The sequence below is a fragment of the Pseudomonas sp. WS 5503 genome (assembly GCF_012985385.1).
GTDB lineage: Bacteria > Pseudomonadota > Gammaproteobacteria > Pseudomonadales > Pseudomonadaceae > Aquipseudomonas > Aquipseudomonas paracarnis.
This window is the reverse complement of sequence record NZ_JAAQWI010000008.1, coordinates 1-12,712: the sequence shown is the minus strand read 5'-3', so window position 1 is coordinate 12,712 and position 12,712 is coordinate 1. Positions and strand designations below refer to the sequence as shown.

Here is a 12,712-nt window from a genome sequence, read left to right as displayed (position 1 = left end):
CAAACGCTCGTTTGCAATGCCCATCAACACTGGGTTTGAGTGCCGCTCTAGTTCTTCTGATGTACTGAAATCGCTTCCAACTGACGGTTCAAGGCCTCCTTGCGCTCCGTGGGTATGTCGTTCCAGTGCACATCCATCAATGCCCCTTCAATGGCATACAGCAGAACCTTCGAAGCTCGAAACCCGCGCGTGCGCACGGCTCGGTAGGCATCGACCGCCCCTAGCCGACGCAAGTCGGACGCGCTGTGGATGCCCACCGCATGCAGCCACTGCGCTGACGTCTTGCCAAGGTTTTTCAGGTGTTGCAGCTCATCGTTCATCAAGCCTCCTTGCGTTGGCCGAATGGTGCGGTGGGTGTCGTGACCAGGCAGCCTGAAAATGAGTGTAGCGCTCAGTAGGAAAAGCGTGGTTCTTTGGTCAGAAAGGGCCGAAAAGCTTATAAGGATGGCGCGACGGCGCTTGCTCGCAGGCAGGCGCAAAGTGCCCGGCAGGCAGGGGGGCTGGCCGGAACTCGGTGTGTGGGGTTACTTGGTGCGGTAGCGCAGGCGAGTGCCGAAATTGACCGACATGAGTATTTCGTCAGCCGTGAGTTCGGGCGGGAAATAAGCACCCGAAATCTGCGCATGGGCCAGGCTGGCGCCTTCCAGTGAGCAGCCACGCAAGTCCAGGCCGCGCAGGTCGGCAGAGCGAAAATAGGCGTCGGTGAAGTCAATACCGGTGGCGTTCAGGTCGCGCAGGTCCAGCCCTCGAAAGTCGCCACCGCGCATGTCGATGGGGCCATTTTCAGGGCGCTCCTGGTTGAAGCCGCGGATGTCGTCCTTGTGCAGGAAGGCGTAGAGCGGGGTATCAAGAAGCTTTGGCTGACTCATGATCGCGACTCTGGTTGGCGTTATAGAGCCATTATAGTGCCACTATCGCTGGGTCGCGCGCCGAAGACGACGACGCGACCAAGAAATATTTCTTACAGGCCCGGCAGGTGTTGACGGATATGCCCGACCAACGCGTCGAGCGTCCCGCTTTCATTGGTCTCCACACGCTTGCTGAGCAGCAGCTCCTCGGCAGTCAGCGGGTCACGACTGGCTTGTTGTTCTTCGATAACGGCCAGTGTGGCGTCAGACGGATCGTTTTTATCCGCCTGGCGTTGTGCCAGCCAACTGGTAATAACGGCTTGCGGGGCGTTGCAGTCGAGGATCAGGAACGGCGCGCCAGTGGCTTCGGCAACCTGGGCGGCAGCGTCACGCTGTGCGCGTTTCAGGAAAGTGGCATCCAGCACCACCGGGTAGCCGGCGCGCAGCACGGTGTCGGCAATCTCGTTCAGGCGTGCGTAGGTGGCAGCGCTGGCGTCCTGATTGTAGATACCGGCCTGCAGGGTGTTCTCTACCTGTTGTTCGCCAAACAGGCGCTTGCGCTCTACATCCGAACGCAGGCGCACCGCGCCCAGGGCTTCGACCAGGCGCATGGCCACGTGGCTCTTGCCCACCGCTGAAACGCCATGGGTGATTGCCAGGAAGCGCGAGGGGATGGTGCTGTAGCTTTCCGCCAGGTTGGCGTAGTTGCGGTACTGGCGCAGGGTGGTAGCGCGTTGCACGGGGTTGGCTTCGCTCGGCATGCTGAACAGCGCAACCTTGGCGCGCACCAATGCACGGTAGGCTTTATAGAAGTTCAGGAGCTCCAGGCCCTGGTAGTCGCCGGTCAATTCCAGATACTGACTTATGAAGCGCCGTGCCAGGCATTTCAGGCCGCGATCTTCCAGGTCCATCGCCAAAAAAGCGGTGTCGGCGTACACGTCGGTAAAGCGGAAAGGCTCGTTGAACTCGATGCAGTCGAAGATCACCACGCGGCCATCGATCAGCGTGGCGTTGCCCAGGTGAATGTCGCCGTGGCATTCGCGGGTATAGCCATCGAGCTTGCGCTGCGCAAGCAAAGGCTTGAGGCGTTCGAAGCTGCTTTCAGCCCAGGCTTGCAGAGCCTCCAGCTGAGTCAGGTCGGCCTTGTCGCTGAGGAACGGGCGGATCTGGTCAAAGTTCTGGCGTACCGGAGCCATCACCTCTTCCGGCGTGCCGGCGGGGTGATCTTGCGGGACTTTGGGGGCGCTGAGGTGGAATTGCGCAATCTGCTTGGCCATCTCATCGATGTGCGCGCTGGTCAGTTCGCCGTTGGCTTGCAGGGTGCTGAGCATCTGGCTTTGCGGGAACTGGCGCATTTTCAGCGCGTACTCGATGGCCGGGCCATCGCCACCCAGTTGCGGCGCCTCGGCAGTGCCGGTAATCGGCAACACTTCAAGATACAAATCTTCGGTCAGGCGCTGGTTGAGGCGCAGTTCCTCGTGGCAGAAATGCCCGCGGTCGTCCAGATTGGTGAAGTCCAGGAAGCCGAAGTTCATCGGTTTCTTCAGCTTATATGCATAGGGGCCCGTCAGTATCACCCAGGAAATATGGGTCTCGATGACTTGAAACGCTTCAACCGTATGAGGGTACAAGGCCGGGTTTTGTAGGGCAGCGATCAGGGTCTGGCTCACGGGCGATCCTTCAAAGTCGGGGGAAAATCATGGGGGGCATTATGGCTGCTGATGCCAGTCGTGCAAACCGCTGTCCGGCTCATGTTGATCATCAATAAAGTGCGTATAATCCGCCGCCATGACTCGAACCCGATCTCCCCGTTCCCGTAAAAAACCTCCTTCCCGCGGCCCGCGCCCTTGGCTGGGCTGGGTGATCAAGCTTGGCCTTGTGGGCCTTGTGGCGGTCGCCGGCCTTGCGGTGTACCTCGATGCCGTGGTGCAGGAAAAATTCTCCGGCAAGCGCTGGACGATTCCGGCCAAGGTGTATGCACGCCCGCTGGAGCTGTTCTCTGGTCAGAAGCTGAGCAAGGAAGACTTCCTTACCGAGCTCGATGCGCTGGGCTACCGCCGCGAACCCGTGAGCAATGGCCCTGGCGCTGCGGCGGTCAGCGGTAATACCGTCGACCTGAACACCCGTGGCTTCCAGTTCTACGAAGGCCTGGAAAAAGCCCAGCCGGTGCGCGTGCGTTTCTCTGGCGATTATGTGGCTGAGCTGTCCTCGCTCAATGGCTCCAAGCTGCCGGTGGTGCGTCTCGAACCGTTGCTGATCGGCGGTATTTACCCGAAGAACCTTGAAGATCGCATCCTGATCAAGCTCGATCAGGTACCGCCGTATCTGCTGGAAACCCTGGTCGCTGTCGAAGACCGCGATTTCTATAGCCACTGGGGTGTTTCTCCGAAGTCGATTGCCCGCGCTATCTGGGTCAACACTTCCGGCGGCAAGATGACTCAGGGCGGCAGTACGCTGACGCAGCAACTGGTCAAGAACTTCTACCTGACCAACGAGCGCAGCCTGACCCGTAAACTCACCGAAGCCATGATGGCGATGTTGCTGGAGCTGCATTACAGCAAGCAGGAAATCCTCGAGGCTTACCTCAACGAGGTATTCGTCGGGCAGGATGGCCAGCGCGCCGTGCACGGTTTCGGCCTGGCCAGCCAGTTCTTCTTCGGGCAGCCGTTGTCCGAGTTGAAATTGCATCAGGTTGCGTTGCTGGTGGGGATGGTCAAGGGGCCGTCCTATTACAACCCGCGCCGCAACCCGGAGCGTGCGCTTGAACGTCGCAACCTGGTGCTCGATGTATTGGAGCAGCAGGGTGTCGCCACCGCTGAGCAAGTGGCCGCTGCCAAGAAAATGCCACTGGGTGTGACAACCCGCGGCAAGCTGGCGGATAGCTCATTCCCGGGCTTTATCGACCTGGTCAAGCGCCAACTGCGCGAAGACTACCGCGACGAAGACTTGACCGAAGAGGGGCTGCGGATCTTCACCAGCTTCGACCCCATCTTGCAGATGAAGGCCGAAGCGTCGGTCAACGACACCTTCAAGCGCCTGACTGGCCGTAAGGGCTCGGATGAAGTCGAGGCCGCCATGGTCGTGACCAATCCGGAAACCGGGGAGGTCCAGGCCATGATCGGCAGCCGCCAGGCCAGTTTCGCCGGTTTCAACCGCGCACTGGATGCCGTGCGGCCGATTGGCTCGCTGGTCAAGCCTGCGGTTTATCTCACTGCACTGGAAAAACCCAGCAAGTACACGCTGACCAGTTGGCTGTCCGATGACCCGCTGTCGATCAAAGGCGCGGATGGCCAGGTATGGACGCCCAAGAACTTCGACCGCCGTTCCCATGGCACGGTGTTCCTGTATCAAGGATTGGCGCATTCCTACAACATCTCGACCTCGCGTCTGGGGCTTGAAGTGGGTGTGCCGAACGTGCTGAAGACTCTGGCGCGACTGGGAGTCGAACGCGAATTCCCGGCGTTCCCGTCCATGCTCCTGGGCGCTGCGGCCATGACGCCGATGGAAGTGACCACCATGTACCAGACCCTGGCCAATGGTGGCTTCAATACGCCGATGCGCGGTATTCGCAGTGTGCTGACCGCCGATGGCGAACCGCTCAAGCGTTACCCGTTCCAGATTCAGCAGCGCTTCGACGCGGGCTCCATCTACCTGATCCAGAACGCCATGCAGCGCGTGATGCGCGAGGGTACGGGGCGTTCGGTCTACAGCGTGCTGCCGTCGAACCTGACCCTGGCGGGCAAGACCGGTACCAGTAACGACTCCCGCGACAGCTGGTTCGCAGGTTTCGGCCAGGATGTACTGGCCGTGGTATGGCTGGGGCGCGACGACAATGGCAAGACGCCGTTCACCGGTGCCACCGGCGCGCTGCAGGTATGGACCAGTTTCATGCGCAAGGCTGACCCGTTGCCGCTCAACATGCCGCAGCCGGACAATATTGTGCAGGCCTGGATTGATCCGCACACCGGCCAAGGCTCCGATGCCAACTGTCCGGGCGCGGTGCAGATGCCGTATATTCGCGGCAGCGAACCACCACCCGGTGCCGCGTGCGGTGGCAGTACACCTGCTGACGCGGAATCGGTGATGGATTGGGTCAAGGGCTGGATGAATTAAGCAAAGAGGGTTTCAAGTGAACAAGTTGTGGATTCCAGCAATTACGGCTCTGGTTTTGCTCGGCGGTTGCTCCAGCGTGCAGCGCGGCTCTATCCCTGTGGTGGACTCAAGCACGTCCGTTTCCAATAACGACCGCATTTCGGCCAATGGCGGCTTCCGTCAGACCGTGGTCAAACGGCCTGCCCAAGCTGCAACCCAGGCAATTCCCCAAGATTCCGGCGTCGTAGTGATGGTGCCCGGCAGTGGGGCTGCAACCTCGGCGCCTATCAGTGCCGAGCCATGGACCCCAGGTCCAAGCACTTCCGGGCCGGTGAACTCCACGCCGATTCAAACCGCGCCGGTCAATCAGGGCACCTACAACATGCCTTCGACGCCGAGCGGTATTCCGTCATCGTCCAGTGCGGGCGGGTTGTCGGCGGACGAACAACTTGATGGCCCGGTGCTGGCGTTGCTCACCACCGCTCAGCAGCAGCAGGCGGGTGGCGATTTGAATGGCGCCTCGTCGAGCCTTGAACGTGCCCAGCGCGTGGCGCCGCGTGAGCCACAAGTGCTCTATCGCCTGGCCCAGGTGCGCATGGCTCAGGGCGATGCGCCCCAGGCGGAGCAATTCGCTCGCCGTGGCCTGAGCCTGGCCAATGGGCGCCCAGACCTGCAAGCCAGCCTGTGGGCCTTGATCGGTGATGCACGTGCCGCCCAGGGCGATGCAGCGGGTGCCGCCCAGGCGCGGCAAAAAGCCAAGGTCAGCCTCTGATGGATGCGCGTTTTCCCGCGATTGCCGAGCAGTTATTGCTGATCGAGCGCGAACTGCGCGTGCAGGGCTGGTGGGATGAAGTATCCCCCGGTGTTGAAGCCCTCAGCAGCGTCGAACCCTTTTCTGTCGATACTCTGGACTTCCACCAGTGGCTGCAGTGGATCTTCCTCGCGCGTATGAAGCAGATCCTGGAACAGGACCTGCCCTTGCCGAATGCGTCGGGGATCCTGGAAATGGCCGAGATGGTCTACGCCGACCGGCCGCGGGAGAGCCTCGGCTTGCGTAACGCGCTGAAAAAGTTCGATCAATTGATCGCCGACGCTCGTTAATTGCCTGACTGCCGGTTTTTTCGGCAGTCTTGCGCACATTTCTACCGCTTGACGACATTCAGGCGAGTTTTATCCCTCCTCAAAGCCCTTTCTTCTGCGTTCTCATGCGCTTAGTTGGAAAAAAGCGCAATTATTGCTTGACTTGAAGGGCGTGAAACAGAAGAATCCAAAGTCCGCTGTATCGGGACTGCCAGAAGCAGGCCCGCTCAGCAGATCATGAGGCGCACATCCGCGCCGACCTGTAACACCCGCAACGCGTTACCTCGCGCTGGGTGGGAAAAGCCCGCAACACTTGGGACGATCCCAATACTTGCTCAGTCAGTGCTGACGTAGTCGGCGACCACCGTCGCTCATGCTCTGTTGAGAAGTAAACCTATTAAGACCCGTCGGTTTTTTAACGGACGGTATTCTGGCGTTTTAGAGGTGAACAACGTGGAGCTTTTATCTGGCGGTGAGATGCTCGTCCGCTTTTTGCGTGACGAAGGCGTCGACTATATCTACGGGTACCCAGGTGGTGCTCTGCTGCATGTCTACGACGCACTGTTCAAGGAACCGGCTGTTACCCACATCCTGGTTCGCCACGAACAGGCCGCGACCCATATGGCTGACGGTTACGCCCGTGCCACCGGTAAAGCCGGCGTGGTACTGGTAACCTCCGGCCCAGGCGCAACCAATGCCATCACCGGCATCGCGACTGCGTATATGGACTCCATCCCGATGGTGATCATCTCTGGCCAGGTGCCTAGCACCATGGTCGGCACCGACGCTTTCCAGGAAACCGACATGATCGGTATTTCCCGCCCGATCGTGAAACACAGCTTCATGATCAAGCACGCGTCGGAAATCCCGGAAGTCATGAAAAAGGCGTTCTACCTCGCACAGTCCGGTCGCCCGGGCCCTGTGGTGGTCGATATCCCGAAAGACATGACCAACCCGGCCGAAAAATTCGAATACGTTTTTCCCAAGAAAGCCAAGCTGCGTTCCTACAGTCCGGCCGTCCGTGGGCACTCGGGGCAGATCCGCAAGGCGGCAGAAATGCTCCTGGCGGCCAAGCGCCCCGTGTTGTACTCCGGCGGTGGCGTGATTCTGGGCGGCGGTTCCGCGCCACTCACCGAACTGGCCAAGCTGCTCAACCTGCCGGTGACCAACACCCTGATGGGCCTCGGCGCATTCCCGGGTTCGGACCGTCAGTTTGTCGGCATGCTCGGCATGCACGGCAGCTACACCGCCAACCTCACCATGCACCACGCCGATGTGATCCTCGCCGTGGGCGCGCGGTTCGATGACCGAGTGATCAACGGCGCGAGCAAATTCTGCCCGAATGCCAAGATCATCCACATCGACATCGACCCGGCGTCCATCTCCAAGACCATCAAGGCCGATGTGCCAATCGTGGGGCCTGTAGAAAGTGTACTGACCGAAATGGTCGCTGCACTCAAGGACATCGGCGAAACGCCGAACAAGGAGTCCGTTGCCAGTTGGTGGAAGCAGATCGACGAATGGCGCGGTGATCGCGGCCTGTTCCCTTATGACAAGGGCGACGGCAGCATCATCAAGCCACAAACCGTGATCGAAACCCTGTGCGAAGTGACCAAGGGCGACGCCTTTGTGACCTCCGACGTGGGCCAGCACCAGATGTTCGCGGCGCAGTACTACAAGTTCGACAAGCCTAACCGCTGGATCAACTCCGGTGGCCTAGGCACGATGGGCTTTGGTTTCCCTGCGGCCATGGGGGTGAAACTGAGCTTCCCGGATGCCGACGTTGCCTGCGTCACCGGCGAAGGCAGCATCCAGATGAACATCCAGGAGCTGTCGACGTGCCTGCAATACGGTCTTCCCGTGAAGATCGTCTGCTTGAACAACGGCGTGCTCGGCATGGTTCGTCAATGGCAGGACATGAGCTACGGTAGCCGTCACTCCCATTCCTACATGGAATCGTTGCCGGATTTCATCAAGTTGGTTGAAGCCTATGGCCACGTCGGCATTCGCATCACTGATTTGAAAGATCTGAAGCCGAAGATGGAAGAAGCGTTCGCCATGAAGGACCGCCTGGTGTTCATCGATATTCAGGTGGATACCAGCGAGCACGTCTACCCGATGCAGATCAAAGACGGCTCTATGCGCGACATGTGGCTGAACAAGACGGAGCGTACTTAATCATGCGGCATATTATCTCCCTGCTTCTGGAGAACGAACCCGGCGCCTTGTCCCGTGTTGTCGGCCTGTTTTCGCAACGCAACTACAACATTGAAAGCCTGACCGTGGCCCCGACCGAAGACCCGACCCTGTCGCGCCTGACGTTGACCACCGTAGGCCACGATGAGGTGATCGAGCAGATCACCAAGAACCTCAACAAGCTGATCGAAGTGGTCAAGCTGGTCGACCTGTCGGAAAGCGCCCACATCGAGCGCGAACTGATGCTGGTCAAGGTCAAGGCCACTGGCGCCCAGCGTGCCGAGATCAAGCGCACTACCGATATTTATCGCGGGCAGATCGTCGATGTGAGCGCCAGCGTTTATACCGTTCAACTGACCGGTACCAGCGACAAACTGGACAGCTTCATCCAGTCGATCGGGACGGCCTCGATTCTGGAAACCGTACGCAGTGGTGTCACCGGGATTGCCCGTGGCGACAAAGTACTCAGCATCTAACCCAATTAGCGAATGGCCTTACGGCCTGGATATATAGAGGAACCTCATGAAAGTTTATTACGATAAAGATTGTGACCTGTCGATCATCCAGGGCAAGAAAGTCGCCATCATCGGCTACGGTTCCCAGGGTCACGCCCAAGCGTGCAACCTGAAAGATTCCGGCGTTGACGTGACCGTTGGCCTGCGTAAAGGCTCGGCCACTGTCGCCAAGGCTGAAGCCCATGGCCTGAAAGTGACCGACGTTGCTTCTGCTGTTGCGGCTGCCGACCTGGTCATGATCCTGACCCCGGACGAGTTCCAGTCCTCGCTGTACAAGAACGAAATCGAGCCGAACATCAAGAAGGGCGCTACCCTGGCCTTCTCCCACGGCTTCGCGATTCACTACAACCAGGTCGTGCCGCGCGCTGACCTCGACGTGATCATGATCGCGCCGAAAGCACCGGGCCACACCGTGCGTTCCGAGTTCGTCAAAGGCGGCGGTATCCCTGACCTGATCGCGATCTACCAGGATGCGTCGGGCAACGCCAAGAACGTTGCACTGTCCTACGCTGCTGGCGTGGGTGGCGGTCGTACCGGCATCATCGAAACCACCTTCAAGGACGAGACCGAAACCGACCTGTTCGGTGAGCAAGCCGTTCTGTGCGGCGGTACCGTTGAGCTGGTAAAAGCTGGTTTCGAAACCCTGGTTGAAGCTGGCTACGCGCCGGAAATGGCCTACTTCGAATGCCTGCACGAACTCAAGCTGATCGTTGACCTCATGTACGAAGGCGGTATCGCCAACATGAACTACTCGATCTCCAACAACGCCGAGTACGGCGAGTACGTGACCGGTCCGGAAGTGATCAACGCCGAGTCCCGTCAGGCCATGCGCAACGCCCTGAAACGTATTCAGGACGGCGAATACGCCAAAATGTTCATCAGCGAAGGCGCTACCGGCTACCCTTCGATGACCGCCAAGCGTCGTAACAACGCCGCTCACGGTATCGAAGTCATCGGCGAGCAACTGCGCTCCATGATGCCGTGGATCGGTGCCAACAAGATCGTCGACAAAGCCAAGAACTAAGTCGTACGCATCAAGGGAAAACGCGGCTTAGGCCGCGTTTTTTCGTTTGAGGGGTTGGTTCTGGTATAAAGCTGCATCGTTTGCAGGCGAACACTCGCTGCAAGTATCTGTCGAATTTTTTCACACCGTTGCAAGGTAAAGTCCATGAGCGAACGTCCCGAAGAGCCAAACCAGGCTTCCGACGCCGAAAGCATGCTGCCGATCGATGAACATGTCGAAGAAGGGCATGACGCCGAAGGCCGCAAAGTCCGGCATCGTGGCATCTATCTGCTGCCCAATCTGTTCACCACGGCGAACCTGTTTGCCGGTTTCTATTCCATCATCAACTCCATGAGTGCCCAGAGTGCGCTGGCGGCCGGTGATGCGGCGAGTGCCAGCAAATACTTTGGCTTTGCTGCTATCGCAATTTTCGTGGCCATGGTGCTCGACGGCCTGGACGGGCGCGTGGCGCGCATGACCAATACCCAAAGTGCCTTCGGCGCCGAGTACGACTCGCTGTCGGACATGGTCGCCTTCGGTGTTGCCCCCGCATTGCTGGCATTTGCCTGGGCATTGGGTGACATGGGCAAGGTTGGCTGGATGGTTGCCTTCATCTATGTCGCGGGTGCCGCCTTGCGCCTGGCGCGCTTCAACACCCAGGTGGGGACTGCCGACAAGCGCTACTTCATCGGCCTTGCCAGCCCGGCAGCGGCGGGTGTTGTCGCGGGTATTGTCTGGGCGTTCAGTGACTACGGGATTCAGGGATCGAAGATGTCGTTCCTGGTTGCCCTGATGGTGGCAGCGGCCGGCATGCTGATGGTCAGCAACATCAAGTACAACAGCTTCAAGGAATTTGATCTCAAAGGGCGCGTGCCTTTCGTGGCCATCCTTGTGGTGGTGCTGGTGTTCGCGGTCGTGTTCAGTGATCCACCGCGTATCCTGCTGCTGGCGTTCCTGGCCTACGCGGCTTCTGGCCCGATTCAGTACTTGTTGCGTCTGCGTCGGGACAAAACATTGTCTTAATGTAATTTCCCCCATACTCCGCAGTCTATTGGTGCATCAGTTCTCCAACGCTGCGGAGTTACCATGTTAATCAAATTGCCCAAAGCGTCCGATTGTCACGAATCGGATGTCACGCCTGAATCTTTCTATCTCTCTCGCCGCAGCCTGCTCGGTGGTGCGCTTGCCGGTATTGCCGCCAGCAGCTTGCCGCGTTGGGCCAGTGCCGGAGATGCTTCGCGGTATGCCGACGTCGAGCCGGGCAGCGCGCCCAACTGGTTTACGGAAAAACTTCCGAATGCGAAGTGGCAGTCGGTGACGGTCAAGGATGAGGCCATCACGCCATTCAAGGACGCAACTCACTACAACAACTTCTATGAGTTCGGGACAGGCAAGGGCGACCCGGCAACGAATGCGGGCTCGCTCAAGACGCAGCCCTGGAGTGTGGTGATTGATGGTGAAGTCGCAAAACCTGGGCGCTATGCCCTGGAAGACTTCATGAAACCCTATGCGCTGGAAGAGCGCATCTACCGCCTGCGTTGCGTCGAGGCATGGTCCATGGTGATTCCGTGGATAGGCTTTCCCATCTCGGCGTTGCTCAAGCAGGTCGAGCCAACCTCCAAAGCCAAGTACATCCGTTTTGAAACCCTTCAGGATCCCAAGAGCATGCCTGGGCAACGCTCAAGTTTCGGCTTGATCGATTGGCCTTATGTGGAAGGGCTGCGCCTGGATGAGGCGATGAATCCGTTGGCGATCCTCGCTGTGGGCATGTACGGGCGGGAGTTGCCTAACCAGAACGGTGCACCGTTGCGCTTGGTGGTGCCGTGGAAGTATGGCTTCAAGAGTGTGAAGTCCATCGTGCGTATCAGTCTGGTCAGTGAGCAGCCGAAAACGACCTGGCAGAGTATTGCAGCTGATGAGTATGGGTTTTATGCGAATGTGAATCCTACGGTCGATCACCCGCGCTGGACCCAGGCGCGGGAGCGCCGTCTGCCGAGCGGCCTGTTTAGTCCGAATGTGCGCGAGACGCAGATGTTCAATGGCTATTCGGATGAGGTCGCTTCTTTATATACAGGCCTCGATCTGCGGAAGAACTACTGATGCGCTATCCCATCTGGCGCATCGGCGTGTTTGTAGCCGCAGCAGTGTGGCCATTGCTCTGGTTGTATGAAGCGTGGAGTTCTGCGCTGGGGCCTGATCCAGGCAAGGTGCTCGTTGATCGCCTGGGTTTGGGGACGCTCATTTTATTGCTGATCACGCTTGCTATGACGCCGCTGCAGAAGTTGAGCGGTTGGGCGGGGTGGATAGCAGTGCGACGACAGTTGGGGCTGTGGTGCTTTGCTTATGTTGTGCTGCACCTGGCGGCCTATTGTGTGTTTGTCCTGGGGCTGGATTGGTCGCAGCTCGGCGTAGAGTTGAGCAAGCGGCCCTACATCATTGTGGGGGCGCTGGGGTTTGTTGCTCTCCTTATGTTGGCCGTTACGTCGAACCGCTATAGCCAGCGTCGGTTGGGGAGTCGATGGAAGAAGCTGCACCGTCTGGTCTATGTGATTCTTGGGCTCGGTTTGCTGCACATGCTATGGATAGTGCGGGCGGATCTGAAGGAGTGGGCTATCTACGCTTCTATAGGTGCGCTACTTCTGTTGATGCGGGTGCCGCCGGTAATGCGTCGAATCCCTCGCCTTATTGCTAAAAAAGCGCCTTCTGCCACAAAAGCGTAATTAAGCCTTGACGGCAGATTCTGGAAGCCTATAATTCGCCCCACTTCCGGCGCAGTCGAAACGGAAAACTCCTTGGTAAACAATGAGTTATGCAGTTTTCGGCAGCAAGTTGCTTCAGTTCATCGAAGCCGAAAGGAAGTTGAAAAAGAGGTGTTGACAGCAGTGTGTAACGCTGTAGAATTCGCCTCCCGCTTACGAGAGATCGCAAGCGCAAGTGGTTGAAGTTGTTGAAGAAATCTTCGAAAACTTCTGAAAATA

General features: G+C 58.7%; 13 protein-coding genes. 9 read left to right on the top strand and 4 right to left on the bottom strand.

Annotation, left to right across the window (positions count from 1 at the left end; all coding sequences use genetic code 11):
* Positions 1-47: 47 nt before the first annotated feature.
* From HBO10_RS20000 to HBO10_RS19990, 3 genes are all read right to left on the bottom strand, one after another.
* Positions 48-320: a TfoX/Sxy family protein gene (locus tag HBO10_RS20000; protein ID WP_003194139.1), complete on the bottom strand. Its 273-nt coding sequence runs from the start codon at positions 318-320 to the stop codon at positions 48-50.
* 204 nt (positions 321-524) lie between these two features.
* Positions 525-869 carry a pentapeptide repeat-containing protein gene (locus HBO10_RS19995; RefSeq protein ID WP_034127023.1) on the bottom strand — a complete coding sequence of 115 codons (345 nt, stop codon included), beginning with the start codon at positions 867-869 and terminating at the stop codon, positions 525-527.
* Between the two features lie 92 nt (positions 870-961).
* A complete protein-coding gene (locus HBO10_RS19990) occupies positions 962-2,518 on the bottom strand; it encodes a bifunctional aminoglycoside phosphotransferase/ATP-binding protein (protein WP_034127024.1) in 1,557 nt (518 codons plus the stop codon).
* A 118-nt stretch (positions 2,519-2,636) separates the two neighbouring features.
* Here HBO10_RS19990 and mrcB point away from each other — a divergent pair, with 118 nt between their 5' ends.
* The 9 genes from mrcB (at position 2,637) to msrQ (ending at position 12,454) form a co-directional block, all read left to right on the top strand.
* Positions 2,637-4,961: a penicillin-binding protein 1B gene (gene mrcB / locus HBO10_RS19985; RefSeq protein ID WP_034127025.1), complete on the top strand. Its 2,325-nt coding sequence runs from the start codon at positions 2,637-2,639 to the stop codon at positions 4,959-4,961.
* 16 nt (positions 4,962-4,977) lie between these two features.
* The gene (locus tag HBO10_RS19980) at positions 4,978-5,712 is read left to right on the top strand and encodes a tetratricopeptide repeat protein (RefSeq protein WP_034127026.1); all 735 of its coding nucleotides are present in this window, start codon (positions 4,978-4,980) and stop codon (positions 5,710-5,712) included.
* Positions 5,712-6,041 (top strand): YqcC family protein, encoded by a 330-nt coding sequence (locus tag HBO10_RS19975; RefSeq protein ID WP_034127027.1) that lies wholly within the window; start codon positions 5,712-5,714, stop codon positions 6,039-6,041. Before HBO10_RS19980 ends, HBO10_RS19975 begins: the two co-directional genes overlap by 1 nt.
* A 432-nt stretch (positions 6,042-6,473) precedes the next feature.
* Complete coding sequence (locus HBO10_RS19970; protein ID WP_014719928.1) at positions 6,474-8,198, top strand: acetolactate synthase 3 large subunit; 1,725 nt, start codon at positions 6,474-6,476, stop codon at positions 8,196-8,198.
* Between the two features lie 2 nt (positions 8,199-8,200).
* A complete protein-coding gene (gene ilvN / locus HBO10_RS19965; protein ID WP_003176102.1) occupies positions 8,201-8,692 on the top strand; it encodes an acetolactate synthase small subunit in 492 nt (163 codons plus the stop codon).
* A gap of 46 nt (positions 8,693-8,738) precedes the next feature.
* Positions 8,739-9,755 (top strand): ketol-acid reductoisomerase, encoded by a 1,017-nt coding sequence (gene ilvC / locus HBO10_RS19960; protein WP_003194132.1) that lies wholly within the window; start codon positions 8,739-8,741, stop codon positions 9,753-9,755.
* Positions 9,756-9,899: 144 nt separating this feature from the next.
* Positions 9,900-10,757, top strand: coding sequence for a CDP-diacylglycerol--serine O-phosphatidyltransferase (gene pssA, locus HBO10_RS19955; protein ID WP_014719927.1), 858 nt, complete (start codon positions 9,900-9,902; stop codon positions 10,755-10,757).
* 63 nt (positions 10,758-10,820) lie between these two features.
* Entirely contained in the window at positions 10,821-11,834 is a 1,014-nt protein-coding gene (gene msrP, locus HBO10_RS19950; RefSeq protein WP_034127028.1) for a protein-methionine-sulfoxide reductase catalytic subunit MsrP, read from the top strand.
* Positions 11,834-12,454, top strand: coding sequence for a protein-methionine-sulfoxide reductase heme-binding subunit MsrQ (gene msrQ / locus HBO10_RS19945; protein WP_034127029.1), 621 nt, complete (start codon positions 11,834-11,836; stop codon positions 12,452-12,454). Before msrP ends, msrQ begins: the two co-directional genes overlap by 1 nt.
* A gap of 28 nt (positions 12,455-12,482) precedes the next feature.
* Here msrQ and HBO10_RS31115 read toward each other — a convergent pair.
* Positions 12,483-12,712, bottom strand: a 230-nt coding sequence (locus HBO10_RS31115; RefSeq protein ID WP_222937093.1) for a hypothetical protein, incomplete at its 5' end; no start/stop codon positions are given.

Excerpts from the sequence above, each read along its gene's own strand:
- HBO10_RS20000 (WP_003194139.1), bottom strand. The coding sequence starts at position 320 with ATGAACGATGAGCTGCAACACCTGAAAAACCTTGGCAAGACGTCAGCG.
- HBO10_RS19995 (WP_034127023.1), bottom strand. The coding sequence starts at position 869 with ATGAGTCAGCCAAAGCTTCTTGATACCCCGCTCTACGCCTTCCTGCAC.
- mrcB (WP_034127025.1), top strand. The coding sequence starts at position 2,637 with ATGACTCGAACCCGATCTCCCCGTTCCCGTAAAAAACCTCCTTCCCGC.
- HBO10_RS19975 (WP_034127027.1), top strand. The coding sequence starts at position 5,712 with ATGGATGCGCGTTTTCCCGCGATTGCCGAGCAGTTATTGCTGATCGAG.
- ilvN (WP_003176102.1), top strand. The coding sequence starts at position 8,201 with ATGCGGCATATTATCTCCCTGCTTCTGGAGAACGAACCCGGCGCCTTG.
- ilvC (WP_003194132.1), top strand. The coding sequence starts at position 8,739 with ATGAAAGTTTATTACGATAAAGATTGTGACCTGTCGATCATCCAGGGC.
- pssA (WP_014719927.1), top strand. The coding sequence starts at position 9,900 with ATGAGCGAACGTCCCGAAGAGCCAAACCAGGCTTCCGACGCCGAAAGC.
- msrP (WP_034127028.1), top strand. The coding sequence starts at position 10,821 with ATGTTAATCAAATTGCCCAAAGCGTCCGATTGTCACGAATCGGATGTC.
- msrQ (WP_034127029.1), top strand. The coding sequence starts at position 11,834 with ATGCGCTATCCCATCTGGCGCATCGGCGTGTTTGTAGCCGCAGCAGTG.